General features: G+C 72.3%; 16 protein-coding genes and 1 tRNA gene. 8 read left to right on the top strand and 9 right to left on the bottom strand.

What is annotated here, in order from left to right; all coding sequences use genetic code 11:
* Positions 1 to 44: 44 nt before the first annotated feature.
* The 3 genes from AB4Z02_RS00480 to AB4Z02_RS00490 all read left to right on the top strand — a co-directional run bounded on the left by AB4Z02_RS00480 (position 45) and on the right by AB4Z02_RS00490 (position 2,167).
* Complete coding sequence (locus AB4Z02_RS00480; protein WP_441968422.1) at positions 45 to 494, top strand: iron chaperone; 450 nt, start codon at positions 45 to 47, stop codon at positions 492 to 494.
* A 78-nt stretch (positions 495 to 572) separates the two neighbouring features.
* Positions 573 to 1,268, top strand: a complete 696-nt coding sequence (locus tag AB4Z02_RS00485) for a hypothetical protein (RefSeq protein ID WP_441968424.1) — start codon at positions 573 to 575, stop codon at positions 1,266 to 1,268.
* A 215-nt stretch (positions 1,269 to 1,483) separates the two neighbouring features.
* Positions 1,484 to 2,167 (top strand): phosphatase PAP2 family protein, encoded by a 684-nt coding sequence (locus AB4Z02_RS00490; RefSeq protein WP_441968426.1) that lies wholly within the window; start codon positions 1,484 to 1,486, stop codon positions 2,165 to 2,167.
* A gap of 295 nt (positions 2,168 to 2,462) precedes the next feature.
* On the opposite strand, the gene AB4Z02_RS00495 is transcribed toward AB4Z02_RS00490, so the two are convergent.
* Genes AB4Z02_RS00495 through AB4Z02_RS00520 form a run of 6 tightly spaced genes read right to left on the bottom strand, consistent with a single transcriptional unit; the run spans position 2,463 to position 10,299 of the window.
* Positions 2,463 to 4,526: a DUF6541 family protein gene (locus AB4Z02_RS00495; protein WP_441968428.1), complete on the bottom strand. Its 2,064-nt coding sequence runs from the start codon at positions 4,524 to 4,526 to the stop codon at positions 2,463 to 2,465.
* Positions 4,523 to 5,269: an ABC transporter ATP-binding protein gene (locus AB4Z02_RS00500; protein WP_441968430.1), complete on the bottom strand. Its 747-nt coding sequence runs from the start codon at positions 5,267 to 5,269 to the stop codon at positions 4,523 to 4,525. The genes AB4Z02_RS00495 and AB4Z02_RS00500 overlap by 4 nt, the downstream gene beginning before the upstream one ends.
* Positions 5,269 to 6,195: an ABC transporter permease gene (locus tag AB4Z02_RS00505; protein ID WP_441968432.1), complete on the bottom strand. Its 927-nt coding sequence runs from the start codon at positions 6,193 to 6,195 to the stop codon at positions 5,269 to 5,271. Before AB4Z02_RS00505 ends, AB4Z02_RS00500 begins: the two co-directional genes overlap by 1 nt.
* A gap of 8 nt (positions 6,196 to 6,203) precedes the next feature.
* Complete coding sequence (locus AB4Z02_RS00510; protein WP_441968434.1) at positions 6,204 to 8,153, bottom strand: glycosyltransferase; 1,950 nt, start codon at positions 8,151 to 8,153, stop codon at positions 6,204 to 6,206.
* Positions 8,150 to 9,355 (bottom strand): UDP-galactopyranose mutase, encoded by a 1,206-nt coding sequence (glf, locus tag AB4Z02_RS00515; protein ID WP_441968436.1) that lies wholly within the window; start codon positions 9,353 to 9,355, stop codon positions 8,150 to 8,152. The genes AB4Z02_RS00510 and glf overlap by 4 nt, the downstream gene beginning before the upstream one ends.
* Positions 9,352 to 10,299 carry a glycosyltransferase gene (locus tag AB4Z02_RS00520; protein ID WP_441968438.1) on the bottom strand — a complete coding sequence of 316 codons (948 nt, stop codon included), beginning with the start codon at positions 10,297 to 10,299 and terminating at the stop codon, positions 9,352 to 9,354. Before AB4Z02_RS00520 ends, glf begins: the two co-directional genes overlap by 4 nt.
* 184 nt (positions 10,300 to 10,483) lie before the next feature.
* Here AB4Z02_RS00520 and glfT1 point away from each other — a divergent pair, with 184 nt between their 5' ends.
* The 5 genes from glfT1 to AB4Z02_RS00545 all read left to right on the top strand — a co-directional run bounded on the left by glfT1 (position 10,484) and on the right by AB4Z02_RS00545 (position 14,858).
* The gene (gene glfT1 / locus AB4Z02_RS00525; protein ID WP_441968440.1) at positions 10,484 to 11,428 is read left to right on the top strand and encodes a galactofuranosyltransferase GlfT1; all 945 of its coding nucleotides are present in this window, start codon (positions 10,484 to 10,486) and stop codon (positions 11,426 to 11,428) included.
* An 83-nt stretch (positions 11,429 to 11,511) separates the two neighbouring features.
* Positions 11,512 to 12,252: an amino acid ABC transporter ATP-binding protein gene (locus AB4Z02_RS00530; protein ID WP_156400028.1), complete on the top strand. Its 741-nt coding sequence runs from the start codon at positions 11,512 to 11,514 to the stop codon at positions 12,250 to 12,252.
* A 91-nt stretch (positions 12,253 to 12,343) separates the two neighbouring features.
* A complete protein-coding gene (locus tag AB4Z02_RS00535; protein ID WP_056884585.1) occupies positions 12,344 to 13,177 on the top strand; it encodes a glutamate ABC transporter substrate-binding protein in 834 nt (277 codons plus the stop codon).
* A 104-nt stretch (positions 13,178 to 13,281) separates the two neighbouring features.
* Positions 13,282 to 13,944: an amino acid ABC transporter permease gene (locus AB4Z02_RS00540; RefSeq protein ID WP_441968443.1), complete on the top strand. Its 663-nt coding sequence runs from the start codon at positions 13,282 to 13,284 to the stop codon at positions 13,942 to 13,944.
* Entirely contained in the window at positions 13,941 to 14,858 is a 918-nt protein-coding gene (locus AB4Z02_RS00545; protein WP_441968445.1) for an amino acid ABC transporter permease, read from the top strand. The genes AB4Z02_RS00540 and AB4Z02_RS00545 overlap by 4 nt, the downstream gene beginning before the upstream one ends.
* Positions 14,859 to 14,916: 58 nt before the next feature.
* Here AB4Z02_RS00545 and AB4Z02_RS00550 read toward each other — a convergent pair.
* The 3 genes from AB4Z02_RS00550 to dnaG all read right to left on the bottom strand — a co-directional run bounded on the left by AB4Z02_RS00550 (position 14,917) and on the right by dnaG (position 17,662).
* A tRNA-Asn gene (locus tag AB4Z02_RS00550) sits at positions 14,917 to 14,989 on the bottom strand.
* A gap of 151 nt (positions 14,990 to 15,140) precedes the next feature.
* Entirely contained in the window at positions 15,141 to 15,671 is a 531-nt protein-coding gene (locus AB4Z02_RS00555; RefSeq protein WP_441968447.1) for a hypothetical protein, read from the bottom strand.
* Positions 15,671 to 17,662: a DNA primase gene (gene dnaG / locus AB4Z02_RS00560; protein WP_441968449.1), complete on the bottom strand. Its 1,992-nt coding sequence runs from the start codon at positions 17,660 to 17,662 to the stop codon at positions 15,671 to 15,673. The genes AB4Z02_RS00555 and dnaG overlap by 1 nt, the downstream gene beginning before the upstream one ends.
* Between the last annotated feature and the right edge of the window lie 19 nt (positions 17,663 to 17,681).

Raw genomic sequence — 17,681 nt, forward strand, 5'->3', positions numbered from 1 at the left:
GAGGGCGGCAGACCGCCGCCACACCACCGAGAGGGGAGCGCCAGATGCCCACGAAGACGACCACGACCGAGACGGACGGCTTCAGCGCCGAGGAGCGCGCGGCCATGAAGGAACGAGCTGCCGAGCTGCGCGCCGCGGGCAAGAAGGGCGCCAAGGCAGCCGACGGCCTCGACGCGCTGCTCGAGCGCATCGCGCAGATGGACCCCGACGACCGCGCCCTTGCAGAGCGCGTCCACGTGGCGGTGACCACGGCAGCTCCCGGCCTGGTGCCCAAGACCTGGTACGGCATGCCCGCCTACGCCAACGAGGACGGCAAGGTCGTGGTCTTCTTCCAGGACTCCGGCAAGTTCGGCTACCGCTACTCCACGCTCGGTTTCCAGGACGCCGCCAACCTCGACGACGGCGACCTCTGGCCGGTGTCCTACGCACTGATGAGGTGGAGCCCGTCCGTGGAGGAGCGCGTGACCGAGCTGGTGCGGGCCGCCGTCTCCTGAACAGGGGCAACGATCTGCGGTGAGGACCCCACGGTGTGTCGCCTCCACGACGGGGCGCGCACGGACTACACCGGGACCGTGACCGACCGACCGCCTCGCCGCAACCACGCCGGCGAACCCCGCCTGCCCGCAGCCATCGCCGTGGTCGTGGCCATCGCGATGTACGCCGCGCTGCCCGAGGGCCTGCACCTCGGCCCCCGGATCGCGGTGCCGGTGCTCGAGGTCGTCCTGTTCCTCCCGCTCGTCGCCGCGAACCCCCGCCGCATGACCCGGGAGAACCGGTGGCTGCGCAACCTGTCGATCGCCCTGGTGCTGCTCATCGCGGCCACCAATGCCGCATCCCTGGTCCTGCTCGTCGACGCCCTGGTCAGCGGTCAGGCCAAGCAGGGGCCTCGCCTCCTGCTGGCGGCCGGGCAGGTGTGGTTGACCAACGTCATCGTCTTCGCGCTGGCCTACTGGGAGCTGGACCGAGGCGGCCCGGTGACCCGTAGCCGGCAGCCGCGTCCTCGCCTACCCGTGGCGGACTTCCGGTTCCCGCAGGACGAGGACCACGACGCCATCACCGAGGTCGCCGCTCGCTCCGCCGCCAGGTCGGGGTGGACGCCCGGCTTCATCGACTACCTCTACGTGTCGGTCACCAACTCCTCCGCCTTCAGCCCCACCGACACCATGCCGCTCTCGCCTCGCGCCAAGATGCTCATGGCAGTGGAGTCCGTGTCGGCCCTCATGCTCTCGGTGCTGGTGATCTCGCGCGGCGTGAGCCTGCTGCAGTAGCAGTGTCCTCAGCCGGTTCTCAGCCGGTCCTCAGGCCGCGCGACCAGGTGCGCGTGTCGTGCCGCTCGCCCGCGCGAGGACCCGCCTCCGGCTATAGCCTGCGCTCACGCCCGGGCACGACCGCCCTGGGTCGACCCGGCTCGAGCCCGACCCGCTCGAGCACCACCGGCTCGAGCCCACCCAGCTCTGGCCACTGCTGACGAGGGAAGTTCCGCGTGCCGTTCCTCACCCGATACTCCGATGACCAGAGCACCCCCGGCATCGGCGAGGCGCTGCGCGACGCGGCCCTGCGAGCCGTTGCCCCGGCCGTCCTTTTGTGGGCGGCCATCGTCGGCATCGGCGAGCTGATCCGCGGCCCCCTCGGCGGCCTCAACAGCGAGAACGCCGTGAGCCGCGACGTGCAGAAGACGCGCACGCCCACCTGGGACGACATCACCGCCGTCTGGTCGCACATCGGCAACACCGAGATCGTCATCGGCGTCTGCGTGGTCGCGGTCGCGATCCTCTGGTGGCGCACCCGGCAGTGGTGGGTGGCGGTCACGCCTGCGCTCGCCATCGCCCTGCAGGCAACGGTTTTCGTCATCGCCACGGGCGTGGTCGGCCGGCAGCGCCCCACCGTGCCGCACCTCGACCCGGCGCCACCCACGTCGAGCTACCCGAGCGGGCACGTGGGCGCATCGACCGCGCTCCACGTCACCTTCGCCCTGCTCGCCCAGCGCATCGAGCGGTCCTGGCTGCGCCGGGTGCTCACGACGCTGTTCCTGCTCGTACCCGTGCTCGTGGCCTATGCGCGCCTCTACCGGGGCATGCACCACGTGACCGACATCCTCGTGGGCGCGGTCAACGGGCTGGCCTGCGCGACCCTCGCCTGGGGCTACCTGCGCCGCCGGACGAGCTGAGACCGGCAACCGGGACGGACCGGACACTTCGGGCGGCTGCGGTAAGGAGTGCGTCCCCTCCTGGCAAAGGTCCGGTAAGTCCCATGTCGCCGGTGCCCTCGGCCGCGCTACCTTCGTGAGGTCGGCACCGCCCAGCGCACCCCCACTCCAGCAGCCGAGCCCGCCGACACCGCCCGTCCGAGCTCATCCACTCGCCGGGCCGCGGTCCGACTCGAGGGACGGACCGCAGACCAGCGCTCCCGTCCGCCCTGTGGGTGGACGGGAGCGCTGTCGTCCGCCGGGTGCTCCTGCGGTGTCAGGACGGCCGAGACCCCCGCGGCTCGCAGGCCACGACCCGATAGAGGGTCAGGCGTCCGCCGCTGTCCACCGGCTCGAAGCCCTGCACGCCCTCGACGGACAGCCCCGCGTACCGGGCCTGTCGCCGGTCCCCGGGCCAGAACGCGACCGTGCCGTCGAGGACGAACCCCACGTGCAGCCGTTCGACAGCCGGGCAGACGCTGGGGTCGGTGGCGGCCTGCTCGAGGTGACCGGCGAGCAGGTCGCGGTCAGTGCCCCAGTCGCCGTTGAGGTGCGGGAACAGGGTGGGCACGCCAGCCACCGGACTCGCGAGCGCCGAGCCGTTCCAAGGGTTCCCGGCCACCACCTGCCCTCTCGGCACCCATCGGGGAAGGCGCTGCAGCAGGGCCAGCTCCGCCGGGCCCGCAAGGCCATGCCCGCCGTACCACGTCGCGACCACGCGGCTGTTGGCGCCGGCGTACGCACCGCCCGTGACGCCCGCGACGAGCACGGCTGCGAGCGCGACGAGGACGCCGTGGCTCAGGCCGTCGGGCAGCCGCAACCGTTCGACGCAGCGCCCGCGCGCGGCGTCGACCACACACTCGAGGCCGAGGGCGGCCAACGGAACCGCCGTCAATCCGAGGAGGGCCGCGAGGCGGAAGGGGTCGTCGTACCAGGGCCCGCTCACCGCGCGGGCCAGCCTCCCGTCGCTCCCGGCGACGAGGACGAACAGCGCCCCCGCGGTGGCGTGGCAGGCCAGGAGCCACCTGTGGTCTCGGCGTCGCAGCGCAGCAGCCGCGCCGACCAGGACGAGGGCAGCGGCGAGCCACGGCACGGGGGTGCGCATGGGGGCGGACAGGAGCCACTCCCCCGCTGCCTGCGCCAGGCTCTGACGTGCCGGCCAGCTCGTGCGCCGGGTCGTGGCGAACACCGGCGACGCCGCGACCAGCCACGCCTCGGCAGACAGCAGCGCCAGACCGGCGGCCGCCACGACCCACCGCAGCCGCCAGGAGACCCGTGGCCGGGCGGCCCAGACGAGGCCGGCGACCGCGCCGAGCACCGTGAGGTAGAACAGCAGGCTGAGCACGGCGTTGGGGTGCGCCAGGACCAGGCCCGGCAGCGTGCCAGCCGCCACGAGGGCAGGTCGGACCCTCTCCCGCGCCGGCAGGCCCAGCACAGGACGCGCCCCGGCCAAGACCTCGGCGTCGATGCCCGCCCCTGCCCTGGCAATCGGCCCGCCGCGCCACACACCCAACACGCAGGCGAGGATGCCCGGCAGCAGGGCGGTCGCCAAGGCGTTGGGCCAGAGCGTGCCGTAGGACAGCAGCAGGAACGGCGTCGCCCCGAAGGCGGCGGACAGCACCCCTGCGGCCACCACCGTGCCCGTCCGTCCTGCGAACGCCTCAGCGGCCAGGGCGGTGCAGGCGAGCGGCCAGAGCACCCCGGCGACGATGACGGACACCGCGGTCACTCCCGCCACCAGCGGCGCCCCGCTCGCCTCCACCACGAGGACCACCACGTCGTGCCACGCCGCCGGGTAGAACACCGAGGCGCGCTCAGGGGCGGCGACCGTGCCGAGCCACAGCGAGGAGGCGTTGCCGGACTCGAGCGCACGCTGGACGGCGTTGAGGTGGAACACCGCGTCGAACGTCTGGGGGAACCGCGCAGGGTCGCCGACACCCCGCACCACCGCTGCCGCCGCGCAGAGACCACCCACGGCAGCGCCGGCGACGCCTGCGACGCCTGCGACGGTGGAAGGCGCGGGCCGGGTCACCCCACGTACGGTGCGGCGGCTGGGCCGCGCCTGCCCGGCGCGCCACGGTCGGCGACCGAGTCCCGACGAGACCAGCGCCAGGGCCGCCCCGCCCGTGGTCGCCGCGAGCACCGGGACCGGTCCGAAGGGCACCCCCATCCAGCCTGCGAGGACCGCTGTCATCGCGATGGTCGTCACCGACAGCGGCGCCGCCACCCCCAGCGCCAGCGTCCCGCGCAGTCCGGCTGCCCAGGCGATGGCGACCCCCGGGACCAGCAGCACGCCGGCTGCCACCAGCACCACCGGCAGCAGCGCGAGCCATGCGCTCAACCGGCAGCCCTCAGCCGCTCCACCGCGAGCCGGACCGGCCCGTCGGCGACCAGGCGCCCCTGGTCGAGCAGGACCCCTCGGCTGCACAGTCGCTCGACGAGGGGCAGGTCGTGGCTGACGACGACCAGCGTGCGCCCCTCGTGGGCGAGCCGCTCGATGCGGTCGAGACACTTCGCGCGGAACGCCTCGTCACCGACGGCGAGGATCTCGTCGACGAGGAAGACGTCCGGCTCGGTGTGCACGGCCACGGCGAAGGCGAGCCGCAGGAACATCCCCGAGGAGTAGAACCGCACCTGCGTGTCGAGGAACCGGCCGATGTCGGCGAAGGCCACGATGTCGTCGAAGCGCTCCTGCACCTGCTCGCGCGACAGCCCGAGGATCGCCGCGTTGAGGAAGACGTTCTCCCGCCCGGTGAGGTCGGGGTGGAAGCCGGCACCCACCTCCAGCAGACCAGCCACCCTGCCGCGCACCCGTACCTGCCCGCTGTCGGGCGCCATCACCCCCGCCAGCAACTTGAGCAACGTCGACTTGCCAGAACCGTTGCGGCCCAGGAGCGCCAGCGTCTCCCCCGGTTCGATGGTCAGGTCCAACGGGTGAAGTGCCGTGAAGTCGTCGGTGCGCGCCCGCCCCTGCACGGTCCAGACGAGGGCTTCCTTGAGGGAATGGGTGTGGCGCAGCCGGAAGTGCTTGGAGACGCCCGACACCTCGACGGCGGCCCGGTCGGCGAGGGCGCTGGTGGTCATCACAGCTCCTGCGCGAACCGGCCGGACAGTCGCCCGAACACCCACTGCCCCACGACGACCGTGGACAGGGCGACGAGGAACGCGACGGCGCACCTTCCGCCCAGCCCTGGCGGCATCGCCAACGCGTTGCCCGGCGAGGCCTGCGCCCAGGTGCCCCGGTGGACGAGCTCGACGGCCACGGTGAGCGGGTTGGACTGGTAGAGGCGGAACCACCAGGAGTCGACGCCCAGGAGGTCTGCCACCCGCTGCCACGGGTAGAGGACCGGGCTCGTCCACACGAGCACCACCAGGACGAGGTCGACGACGTTCTCGACGTCACGGAACAGCACGTTGGCGGCACCCAGCAGCAGCCCGACCCCCAGCGCGAGGATGCCGGTCAGCCCCAGCCCGGCAAGCAGCGCGACCACCCCGACCGGGTCGGGCGTCCATCCCGCGACCACGGCACCGACCACTAGGACCAGCAGCTGCGGCGCCAGGTGCACGCCCGCGACGGCCAGGCTCGAGACGGGGAAGAGCTCGCGTGGCAGGTAGATCTTGCGCACCAGGTCGGCGTTCGCGACGACCGAGCGGGTGGCGTTGCCGAGGGCTTCGCCGAAGGTGGTCATCACCACGAGACCACCGAACAGGTAGACCGCATAGTCGCCGATGGCATTCTGCCGCAACACCATCCCGAGCCCGATGAAGTAGACGCCGAACTGGACGGCGGGCTTGACGTAGGACCAGCCGAGGCCGAGCACCGACGCCCGGTAGCGGACCCGCAGCTCCTTGCGCACGAGCAGGGAGAGCAGGAACCGGCGGCGTGCGACCTCGCGCAGGCCCCCTCCCCGTCCCTGCACGACGAACGGCGCGCCGGTGTCCGGTTGCCCGAGGTCCGGTTGCCCGAGGTCCGGCTGCACGGCATCCGGCACTCCGGCGGAGGTGCTCATGGTCGAGGTCACCGGACGGCGTCGTCCGGCAGCGGCTGGTCCAGGGTCTTGCGCCACGCGTCGACGCCCACGAGGTCGGGCAGCGCAGCGCGGTACTCGGCCGCCAGCCGCGGCCACTCGCGCAGCAGCCGCCGGTGGACCGCCGTCGACCGGCGTGCCGCGGCGATGACGTGGCGACGGTCGCGCCGGTGCCACGAGACGCCGGTCCCGTCGGTCGTGGAGACCAGGGCGGAGTCGAGCCCGGACAGGGTCCACCAGCCCGCGTCGGCCGAGGCCACCTCGCGGTCGGGCGCCTGCCGGGCCGACTCGGGGACGGGCATGGCCTGACGAGCCACACCACGCACCGCGGCCAGCAGCCGACCCRCGCCGTCCCGTGGCTGCTCGGCGCGCTGGTCCCGCTTGCGAGGCCGTCCCGGTCGCACCGGCGCCAGCTCGCGGGGGTCGGCGACCACCTGCGCGTCGTCGAAGCCGGCGCGACGCGCCCGGACCTCCCCCAGCTTGGTGGGCAGCTGCTCGTGTAGCCTCCCGGGCCCGGCGAGGACGTCGAGCAGCGCCTGCTCGCGCAGGTCGGCGGCCGAGTACTGCATCGCGACGAGGTGCTTGAGCTGGATGGCGAGGCTCTCCCGCACCATCCGGCCGCCGTGCTCGAACGGCGAGTGCAGCAGGGCGGCGACGAAGCGGTTGCGCGCGTGGAAGTAGGCCTGCCAGTCGACCGAGTCGTCCTTGTCCGTCCACGGCACGTGCCACACGGCCGCACCGGGGAGCGACACGGTGGGGTACCCGGCCTCGCGGGCGCGCAGCCCGAACTCGGCGTCGTCCCACTTGATGAAGACCGGCAGCGACAGCCCGACGTCGCGCAGGACCGTGGTCGGGATGAGGCACATCCACCAACCGTTGTAGTCGGCAGCGGACCGGCGGTGCAGCCACGGCGTCGACCGCAGGTTGGAGGTCGACAGGTCGTGGTCGTGGCGCGTGGCGGCCGCCGGGCTCCACCGGAACTGCCACGGCAGCACGCGCTCGGCCCAGGCGTGCAGCACCGAGCGCTCGTACATGGAGAACATGTGGCCGCCGACGACGGTGGGCGTACGCGCGTGGTCGGCGAAGGCGACGGCGCGGGCGATCCCCTCGGGCTCGCAGACGACGTCGTCGTCGAGCAGGAGGACGTGGTCGCTCACCCCGACGTCCAGGGTCTCCATCATGGCGCGGGCGAAGCCACCCGAGCCGCCCAGGTTGGGCTGTTCCATGACACGCAGCTGCGATCCGAGAGCCGTTGCAGCCGTGGGGAACTGCTCGTCGGCGCGGACGGCCTTCGTCCCCTGGTCGACCACCACCACCTCGTCCACGAGGTCGCGCAGCTCCTCCGCCTCGCCGAGCTGGGTCAGCAGGGCCGTGCAGTAGGCGGGGCGGTTGAACGTCGTGATGCCCACCGTGACCGTGCCCCTCCGCGGGGCGTCGGCGCCGGCCAGCCGCTCCCCTGCCAGCCAGTCCGCGGAGTCGAGCACCAGCTCGCCGCGCCCCGCGACGAGGTCGAACCAGTACCACCCGCCGTCGGCGAAGGTGTCCAGTGGCAGCGCCACGACCTCCTCGCTCGAGCCCTCGAGCTGCCGCGACGTGACGCGAGCCGTGGTGCCGCGGGCCGTGGAGCGGTAGACGACCAGCGTCCCGGGACCGGTGGTGCGCACGCACAGCCGGACGCCGGCCAGCGACGACCACCGGCGCCAGTACCCGGCCGGGAAGGCGTTGAAGTACGTCGCGAAGGACACCCGCTCCCCGTGGCCGATGCGGTAGGAGCGCCGGCTGAGCACCTGGTCGGGGTTCTGGTCGTAGGGCACCGGCACCGTCGTCCCGTCCTCCACCGCGACCGGCACCTGCTGGCCGTCGACGTAGAGGGGCAGCACGTCGAGGTCGCCGTCGGTTGGGAACACCACGCGGGCGAGCGGGCGGTCGGAGGTCGTCATGACGCCACCCCCGCGGACGCCGACACCTCGCGCCCGCGCCGTGGCCGCGGACGGGTGTGCACCAGCGAGGCGAGGTCGTCGACCAGCCGCAACGCGGAGGCGATCGCCATGTGCATGTCGAGGTACTGGTAGGTCCCGAGCCGCCCGCCGAAGGCCACTCCGCGGCCCTGTTCGTCGGCGACGAGCTCGCGGTAGGCGAGCAGCCGGCGACGGTCCTCGGTGGTGTTGACGGGGTAGTAGGGCTCGTCGCCGGGGCCGGCAGCCCTCGAACGCTCGCGCACCACCACCGTCCGGTCGCTGCGGTAGTCACGCTCTGGGTGGAAGTGGCGGAACTCCAGGATGCGGGTGAAGTCGACGTCGGCGTCGGCGTAGTTCATGACCGGCGCGCCCTGGAAGTCGCCTACCGGCAACACCTCCCGCTCGAAGTCGAGCGTGCGCCAGCCGAGGGCGCCGTGGACGTCGTCGAAGTAGCGGTCGACCGGGCCCGTGTAGACGACCGGGACCTGGCCGGTCACCGCCTCCCGCGACAAGCCGTGGTCGTCGGCGAGGAAGTCGACGCCGAGGTGCACCGAGATGCGCGGGTGGTCGGCCATGCGGGTCAGCCACGCGGCGTACCCGTCGACCGGGAGGCCCTCGTAGCGGTCGTTGAAGTAGCGGTTGTCGTAGGTGTAGCGCACCGGCAGCCGGCTGATGACCTCCGCCGGCAGCTCCCGCGGGTCGGTCTGCCACTGCTTGGCGGTGTAGTCGCGGATGAACGCCTCGTAGATGGGGCGCCCGATGAGCGAGATCGCCTTCTCCTCGAGGTTGCGCGGCTCCCCCGTCAGCTCGGCAGCCTGCGAGGCCACCAGGTCACGAGCCGCCTGAGGCCCGAGGTTGGCGCTGAAGAACTGGTTGAGGGTGCCGAGGTTGATCGGCAGCGGGTAGACCTCGCCGTGGTGCACGGTCCAGACGCGGTGCTGGTAGGCGGTGAAGGCCGTGAACCGGTTGACGTACTCCCAGACCCGCTCGTTGGAGGTGTGGAACAGGTGCGCGCCGTAGCGGTGCACCTCGATGCCGGTGTCGGGGTCGGTCTCGCTCCAGGCGTTGCCGCCGAGGTGGTCACGGCGCTCGACCACCGCGACGTCGAGCCCGCGCTCGGCCGCCTGCTCGGCGACCGTCAGCCCGAACAGGCCCGAGCCGACGACGACGAGGTCCGCCCTCATGCGAGCTCCCGCCCGGCGCCGGGCCGCGTATCCAGCCGGGGCTCCGGCCGGGTGCACGACTGCGTGTCCTGTCGGTGCCCCAGTGGACCGGCCTCTCGCTCGACCGTCTCGCCGAGAGTCCCCGCCTCGATGGTGAACCGGTTGCGGTACAACGACTTCCGCAGCCCGACAGGGATGACCCGGTACCCACCGCGGACCGCGATGTTGCGGGCCATCTGCGCGCGGGAGGTGAAGCTCTCCGCCCGCAGCCGCCGCTGGAGCCCCAGCTCCGAGCGCAGCAGCCGGAGCCCACCGCGGCGCTGGTAGGAGCCGGCGTCGACGCGGTAGAGCACCAGCGGCTCGGGCACGTTGGCGACCACCGACCCGGACTCGATCATGCGTGTGAAGAGCCAGTAGTCCTCCAGCAGCGGCAGCTCCCGGTAGCCGCCGGCCTGCAGCACCGCCGACCGCCGGTAGACCACCGTCGGGTGGTTGAACGGGCTGCGCAGGCGGGCCTCCGCGGCGATCTCGGCCGGGTCGGTGGGCGGCACGCGCAGCAGGCCCCCGACGGGGGTCGACTCGCCGAACTCGCGCATCCCCGCGCCCACGAGGTCCGCGCCCGCCTCCACCAGCGGCAGCTGGACGGCGAACCGGTGCGGCAGGCTGATGTCGTCGGCGTCCATCCGCGCGACGACCTCGTGGGAGCAGGCCGACAGCCCGCACTGCAGTGCCTGGGCGAGGCCGACGTTGTGCTTCAGGCGCAGCCGTCGCACGGGCACGGGGCTGGCGGACTCGAGGCGCTCGAGGGCCGAGGCGAGCTCGGGCCCGACGTGGCCGTCCTGGACGACGACCACCTCCGACGGTCGTCGCACCTGCTCGTGGACCGTGCTCTGGAACGACCGTGCGAGGTGGTCGGCGCGGTCGCCGCGGTAGACGGGCAGCAGCAAGGAGAAGGGAGTGCTCACGCCGGCGACGCTAGGGAGGGTGCGCGACGCGACGGTGAACTCGCCGTGACCACGAGGCGGAGCGTGCGCCAAGGACCGGGGGGCGACGCCGGGAGGCCCCGACACCGCAAACGGCACCCGGCGTTCACCTGCCCGGCCCCTGCCGTGTGTCCGGTGGGCGCCTGCCGCTCCTAGCCTGCCTGGCGTGAGAGCTCGCCAGCCGCGCGTGGTCTGCGTCGTCGTCACCTGTGACCGGGTCGCCCTGCTGACCCGGTGCCTCGAGGCCGTCGCCGCCCAGCACCACCGCCCCGACCACCTCGTCGTGGTGGACAACGGCACCGAACCGGGCGTGGCCGACGCGTTGGCACAGGCGTTGGCAGGCAGCGGGATCCAGCACACGCTCCTGCGCTCCGAGACCAACCTCGGCGGGGCGGGCGGCTACGCGTACGGCGTCCTCGCGGCCCGGGCGCTCGGTGCGGACTGGGTGTGGCTCGCCGACGACGACGGCCGCCCCGGCTCCCCGTACACCCTCGGACGGCTGCTGACGTGCGCCGCCGACCACGCCCTCGACGTCGTGTCCCCGCTCGTGGTCGACGAGGACGACCCCGACCGGCTGGCGTTCCCGCTGCGCCGGGGGCTGACCTGGGTGCGCCGCCGCGACCGGCTCGGCACCGACGTGCTCGTGCCGGACGTCGCCAACCTCTTCAACGGCGCGCTGTTCTCCGCCCGGGCGCTCGACGTGGTCGGCGTCCCGGACCCGCGGCTGTTCGTCCGCGGGGACGAGGTCGAGATCCACCGGCGGCTGCGTCGCAGCCGGCTGCGGTTCGGCACGTGCAGCCCCGCCACCTACCTGCACCCGGCCGGCCACGACGACTGGGCGCCGCTGGCCGGGGGTCGGCTCACCGTCCTCGTGCCCCGGGACACCACCCGGCGCGAGCGCACGTTCCGCAACCTGGGCTACCTCACCGCACAGCCGGGGCTGCGGTGGCGCCGCTGGCCGGACGAGGCGCGCTACGCCTGGTACTTCCTGCTGCAGCGCCGCGACGTCGACGGCTGGCAGCAGTGGCGGACGCTGTCCGGGCAGGGCCGTCGAGAGGACTTCAGGCCGTTGCCGACCACCCTCGCGCGACGGGGCGTCGACGCCGCCTGAGCACCACTTCGGCAGGTTGCCGTTGCGTGACGGTCCCGGTGCGGGTGGTCCCGCGAGGGGCGCGTAGCGGTAGGTTGCCGGACATGACGGAGCCACTCGTCGTCCTCAAGGACGTCAACAAGCACTTCGGCGACCTGCACGTCCTGCGCGACATCAACCTGTCGATCGGGGCCGGCGAGGTCGTCGTGGTCATCGGTCCCTCGGGGTCCGGCAAGTCCACGCTCTGCCGCACCATCAACCGGCTCGAGACCTTCGAGACCGGCTCGATCACCATCGACGGCAAGACGCTGCCCGAGGAGGGCAAGGAGCTCGCGCAGCTGCGCGCCGACGTCGGCATGGTGTTCCAGTCGTTCAACCTCTTCGCCCACAAGACGATCCTCGACAACGTCACCCTCGGCCCGATCAAGGCGCGCAAGACGCCGAAGGCACAGGCCGAGAAGCGCGCCATGGAGCTGCTCGAGCGCGTCGGGGTGGCCCACCAGGCGCAGAAGTTCCCGGCACAGCTCTCCGGCGGGCAGCAGCAGCGCGTGGCGATCGCGCGCTCCCTCGCCATGGACCCCAAGGTCATGCTCTTCGACGAGCCCACCTCGGCCCTGGACCCCGAGATGATCAACGAGGTCCTCGACGTGATGGTCGAGCTGGCCAAGGAGGGCATGACGATGGTCGTCGTCACGCACGAGATGGGCTTCGCCCGCAAGGCTGCCAACCGTGTCGTCTTCATGGCCGACGGCCAGATCGTCGAGGAGCAGGCGCCCGAGGCGTTCTTCACGGCGCCGAAGTCCGACCGCGCCAAGGACTTCCTCGGGAAGATCCTCACCCACTGAACGGTCCGGCCAGCTCGCTGGACGGCCGCACCTCGCTCGACCTGCTCGACCGCGTCGCACCGGCGTCGCGACCACACCCAGGAGGAAACACATGAAGGTTCGCCAGTTTGGTGCGATCGCCGCCGCATCGGTGATCGCGCTCAGCCTGACCGCGTGCGGGGACAGCGCCAAGGACAGTGGCGGTGGCGGCGGCGGTGACTTCAAGATCGGCATCAAGTTCGACCAGCCCGGTCTCGGCCTCAAGGAGGGCTCCAGCTACACCGGTTTCGACGTCGACGTCGCGACCTACGTGGCCAAGGAGCTCGGCCACGACGCCAAGGACATCTCGTGGGTCCAGGCCCCGTCGGCCCAGCGCGAGACGCTGATCTCCACCGGCCAGGTGAAGATGGTCGTCGCGACCTACTCGATCACCGACGAGCGCAAGCAGAAGGTGTCCTTCGCCGGCCCCTACTTCATCGCCGGCCAGGACCTGCTCGTCCGCAGCGACGAGAGCACCATCACCGGCCCCGAGACCCTCACCGGCAAGCGCCTGTGCTCGGTCAAGGGCTCGACCTCGGCCCAGAAGGTCAAGGACAAGTACCCGGGCGTGCAGCTGCAGGAGTTCGGCACCTACTCCGAGTGCGTCGCGGCGCTGGTCTCCAAGGGCGTCGACGCCCTCACGACCGACAACACGATCCTCGCGGGCTACGCCTCGCAGGACCAGTACAAGGGCAAGCTCAAGGTCGTCGGCAAGACCTTCTCCGAGGAGCGCTACGGCATCGGCCTCAAGAAGGGCGACAAGGCCATGTGCGAGAAGGTCAACACCGCGATCGCCAAGATGATCAGCTCCGGCGAGTGGCAGAAGGCCGTCGACAAGAACCTCGGCCCCGCCGGGTTCAAGGTCGACAGCGCCACCAACCCGCCGAAGCAGGACGCCTGCGCCTGACGGCCTGAGCGCCGGGTACGCCGCCCGCTCCCCTCCGCGTGGAGCGCGAGCGGGCGGCGTACCGCCTCACCCCTGCCCCCACCCTGCGACGGAAGGTTCCCTGCATGGGCGACATCCTGGGCAGCTACGACGTGCTCGGCGCGTTCTGGCTGACGATCCGGCTGGCCTTCTTCGGGGCCCTCGGCGCGCTGGTCCTCGGGACCGTCGTCGCCGTCATGCGCGTCTCCCCCGTGGCCGTGCTGCGCCTGCTGGGCACGAGCTACGTCAACGTGTTCCGCAACGTCCCGCTCACGCTGATGATGGTCCTCAGCGTCCTCGGCGTCACCTACATCATGGGCCTGCCGCTGTCGCAGGACGTGCAGCAGAACGCCATCCGCTGGGCGATCGTGGTCCTGTCGGTCTACCACGCGGCGTTCGTCTGCGAGGCCCTGCGGTCCGGCGTCAACACCGTGCCGGCCGGCCAGGCCGAGGCCGCGCGCGCGGTGGGCCTGACGTTCGGCCAGAGCATGGTCAACGTCATCCTGCCGCAGGCGTTCCGCGGCTCGGTCGCGCCGCTCGGCTCGGTCCTCATCGCCCTCATCAAGAACACCACCGTCGCCGCGGTCATCGGCACCACTGACGCGGCCGGCCTCATGCAGGAGGTCATCGAGAACGAGACCGGTTCCTTCTCCGTCTTCGCCATCTTCGCGATCGGGTTCGTCATCCTCACCCTGCCGCTCGGCCTGCTGTTCACCCACCTGTCGCGACGCCTGGCGGTGAAGCGGTGAGCGCCTCCGTCCTCTTCGACGCCCCCGGCCCGCGGGCCCGTCGCCGCCACGCCGTCCTCGCCGCGCTGGGCCTCGTCGTGGCCATCGGGGTCCTCGTCCTGGTCGTGCTCAAGATGAAGGACGCCAACCAGCTCCAGGGCGCCCTGTGGAAGCCGTTCGTCACCGACCGGGCGGTGTGGCGCGACTACCTCGTGCCCGGCCTGCTCGGGACGTTCAAGGCCGCGGCGATCTCCATCGTCCTGGCCGGGGTCTTCGGCATCGTGTTCGGCGTCGGGCGCCTGTCGTCCATCACCCCGCTGCGCTGGGTCTGTGGCGTCGTCGTGGAGTTCTTCCGCGCCGTACCCGTCCTGCTCATGATGATCTTCGCCTACTTCGGGCTGTATGCCCGGGGCACGTTGTTCTCCGCGGAGACCGCCCCGCTGGCCGCCGTGGTCACCGGCCTGACGCTCTACAACGGCTCCGTCATCGCCGAGCTGGTCCGCTCCGGCGTCTTCTCCCTGCCCAAGGGCCAGTCCGAGGCCGGCCTGTCGCTGGGGCTGACGCGCTCGCAGGTGATGCGCTCGATCCAGCTGCCGCAGGCCCTGACCGCGATGCTGCCGGCCCTGATCGGCCAGTTCGTCGTCATCCTCAAGGACTCGGCGCTGGGTTACCAGGTGACCTACCTCGAGCTCCTGAACTGGAGCAAGACGCTCGGGTCGGCGTTCGCCAACACCGTGCCGGCCTACCTCGTCGCGGCACTGCTGTTCATCGTCATCAACTACGCCCTGACCGTCGTCGCCTCACGGGTCCAGCGCCGGCTGTCGCGGCGCGGTCGCGCGGTGGTCGGCGGTGGCGGCCCGGTGACCGGCACGACGGCCGAGCAGTCCACCCTGGGCGGCGAGGGCGTCGTCAACACCGACGCCACCAACACCTGACGGTCCGAGCTCGGACACGACGAAGGCCCGGGTCCTGTGACCCGGGCCTTCGTGGTTGCTCCCCCGGTTGGACTCGAACCAACAACCTGCCGATTAACAGTCGGCTGCTCTGCCAATTGAGCTACAGGGGAAAGTGCTTCGGCGGGACCCCGCCGTTGGCGCTGCGCAACCATAGCAAACGATCCCGGCTGATCCGAAAACGGGACCCGCGGGTCGGCGGCACCTCCCCAGATGGTCGCGGAACCGGCTTCCTGCCGCGCTCGGGGGCACCGCTGCGCGGGCTCAGGAGAGGCCGACCTGCTCGCGCAGGTAGTCCAGCGCCTGGTCGGCGGCGAGCGCCACCTCGGGGTCGTCGGCCCGTACGTTCCTGCCCAGGACGACCTGCTCGACAAGGTCCCCGGTGGCGAGGTCCTGGCGGATCACGGCCCGGGCGGAGCGGCGCGGACCCACCTCGAACTTCTGGGCCAGCACCACGCTGGCCTGCACCCGCTCGCGCAGCGTCTCCGGCAGCAGGGACGAATCGCCCAGCACCCACTGCGCCGGTGCGGCGCGGTCGACCCACGTCACCGTCAGCTGGTGCAGCTCGGCCGACCACGACCCCGCGTCGACCTCGTGCCACGGCCGGGCGACGACGCGCGACCCCGTCGCGTCGACGGCATACAGGCCGTGGGTGGTGGCGACCACGGTGGTGCCGGTCGGCCGGCCACCGGCCTCCTCGGCGGCGAAGGACAGCACCCTCTCGCGCGGACCGAGCGCGAGGGCCTGCTTGACCGCCTCGGGGAGCTTGGCGCCGCGGCGCAGCGAGATGCCCATCAGCTCGCCCGGTCGCGCAGCCGGGCCAGCTCGCGCTGGAGGTCCTGCAGCTCGCCGCTGAGGGCACGCGCCTGCGCGGGGTCGGTATGGGGGTCGGCGGCCATGCGGCGCATCGCGGACATGGCGTCGCCGATCTTGCGGGTCAAGGAGACCTCCTGGACGCGCACGAGGAGCGCGTCGACGTAGCGGCGCTCGGGCAGCCCCGTCGCCTTGTCGAAACGGGTGGGCAGGGGCGCCACGGCGAGCTCGGAGACGAGGCCACGTACGGACAACGGGGCGGCCTCGGCCACGGTGTCGGCCCAGGCCTGGGTCGACAGCCCACGACGGGGGCCACCCGCGGCGCGGATGCCGTCGAAGACCGCCCGGTGGGCCGGCGCGGTGAAGGCCTCCGCGTCGAGGCTGTCGATGTCGGCGGGCTCGAAGCTGTCGGGGTACTGCAACAGGGTCTGCAGCAGCTGCCGCTCGGCGAACACCACGGGGTCCCGCAGGTCGGGGGCCGGCAGCGCCGCTCGCGCCTCCTCGAAGGACGGCTCGGGGACCATGTCGGCGTCCGCGCGCTGGCCGCGCTGGGGGTGACCCGGAGCCTGACCGGCTCCGCCACCCGTACCGGCACCGGGCCCGGCGTCGCCGTCGGCCTTGGCGTCGCGGGCGGCGAGGCGCTGCGCGCGGGAGACCTCCGCCTGGACCTGCTCCACCTCGACGCCGATCCACCCGGCCACGGTGCGGATGTACTCCGGGCGCATCGAGCTGTCGCGGATGCTGTTGACGATCGGCGCCGCCGCGCGCATCCCCTGCACCCGGCCCTCCGCCGTCGACAGGTCGAACCGTGCGATGGTGGTGCGCACGGCGAACTCGAACATCGGCACGGCGTCGTCGACGAGGTGGCGCACGGCGTCGTCGCCCTTGGCGATCCGGAGCTCGCACGGGTCCATGCCCCCGTCGGCCACGGCCACGAACGACTGGGAGGCCCAGCGCTGGTCCTCGCCGAACGCCTTCATGGCCGCCTTCTGCCCGGCGGCGTCACCGTCGAACGTGAAGACGACGCGCGCGGGGGCGAGGTCGGCCTCGTCGCGCATGATGCGGCGCAGCACCTTGATGTGGTCGACCCCGAACGCGGTGCCACAGGTGGCGACCGCACCCTCGATGCCGGCGAGGTGGCAGGCCATGACGTCGGTGTAGCCCTCGACGACCACGGCCTTGCGGTCCCCCGCGATCGACTTCTTCGCCAGGTCGAGGCCGTAGAGGACGGTGGACTTCTTGTAGATGGGCGTCTCGGAGGTGTTGAGGTACTTCGCGGCGATCCGGTCGTCGTCGAACAGGCGGCGCGCGCCGAAGCCGACCGTGTCGCCGGTGATGTCGCGGATGGGCCAGACCAGCCGTCCACGGAACCGGTCGTAGAGCCCCCGGCTCCCCCGGCCCGACAGGCCACCGATGGTCAGCTCGTCGTCGGTGAAGCCCTTGGACCGCAGGTGGCGCGAGAGCTCCTCGCCGCCGCGGGGGGCGAACCCCACGCCGAAGCGCTTGGCCGCCTCGCTGTCGAACCCCCGCTCGCGCAGGAAGTCGCGCCCGATCCGCGCCTCCGGGGAGTTGAGCAGCGCGTGGTGGTAGAACTCCTGCGCCGCCCGGTGGGCCTCCAGCAGGCGCGAGCGCCGGCCGAGGCTCTCTCCGTCGCGCGGGCGCCCACCCTCCTCGTAGTGCAGCTCCATCCCGAGCTTCTGGGCCAGCCGCTCGACCGACTCGCTGAACGTCAGGTGCTCGACCTTCTGCACGAACGAGATGACGTCGCCGCCCTCGCCGCAGCCGAAGCAGTGCCAGGCGCCGACGGTGGGCCGGATGTTGAAGGAGGGCGTCTTCTCGTCGTGGAAGGGGCACAGCCCCTTCATCGAGCCCGGGCCCGCGGGTCGCAGCGTCACGTGCTCGCGCACGACGTCCTCGATCGACGACCGCTCCTTGACGAGCGCGACGTCCTCGGCCTTGATCCGACCCGCCACTGGCCCTCCTTGTCGCGGC

Source organism: Pedococcus sp. 2YAF34, from assembly GCF_052114585.1.
Taxonomy (GTDB): Bacteria; Actinomycetota; Actinomycetes; order Actinomycetales; family Dermatophilaceae; genus Pedococcus.